This window comes from Arthrobacter sp. 179, assembly GCF_052379645.1.
Classification (GTDB): domain Bacteria; phylum Actinomycetota; class Actinomycetes; order Actinomycetales; family Micrococcaceae; genus Arthrobacter_H.
The window spans coordinates 1-730 of record NZ_JBQSYU010000061.1 but is presented as its reverse complement, the minus strand read 5'-3'; the positions used below and the strand labels follow the sequence as shown (position 1 = coordinate 730).

Here is a 730-nt window from a genome sequence, read left to right as displayed (position 1 = left end):
TCCAATCCGGCAGTGCTTCGCGGCGGGTGGCCTCGCTGCCATAGAACCTGGCGTAGGCCCAACCGTCGTTCAGGGTCCGATGGAACCGCTCGATTTTCCCATTGGTCTGGGGCCGGTAAGGGCGGGTCCGCTTGGGCGTGATGGCCAGCTCGGCGCAGGCGTCACGCCAGGCATGCGAGCGGTAGGCGGACCCATTATCAGATAGCACGCGCTCCACGACGACGTCACGGGCAGCGAACCACGCCACGGCCCGTTCCAGTACCGCGATGGCCGTTACCGACTTCTCATCATCATGAATCTCGGCATAGGCGATACGCGAGTGATCATCGATGACCGTGTGCACGAAGGCGGTTCCCATTTTCGGGGTGTGGTTCGCATTGCGGGGCTTGTCCGGGGTTGCTGCACGGTTCTTGTCTCCGGCCTGCCGGCCCACGAACCGGTGCCCGCCGCCGTCGGGAATATTGCCGAATTTGGTGACGTCCACGTGGATCATCGATCCCGGATAGGGGTGCTCATAGCGGCGGATTTTCTCACCGGTGACCCGGTCGATATAGCGCAGCCTGTTGATCCGGCAACGTACCAGCACTGCGTGCACCGTCGAGGCAGCCAGGCCCAGCCGGTAGGCGATCTGGACGGGCCCCAAGCGCTTGCGCCAGCGCAGTGCCACGATTTGTTTGACCGCTGCCTGCGGGGTGCGTGCAGGACTTGTCCGGGGTCTGCTGGGCTTGTC

General features: G+C 64.1%; 1 protein-coding gene. It reads right to left on the bottom strand.

Annotated elements, in window-relative coordinates; all coding sequences use genetic code 11:
• A partial coding sequence (locus tag ACT3UE_RS15765) for an IS481 family transposase (protein ID WP_444567026.1) occupies positions 1–730 on the bottom strand: 730 nt, incomplete at both ends.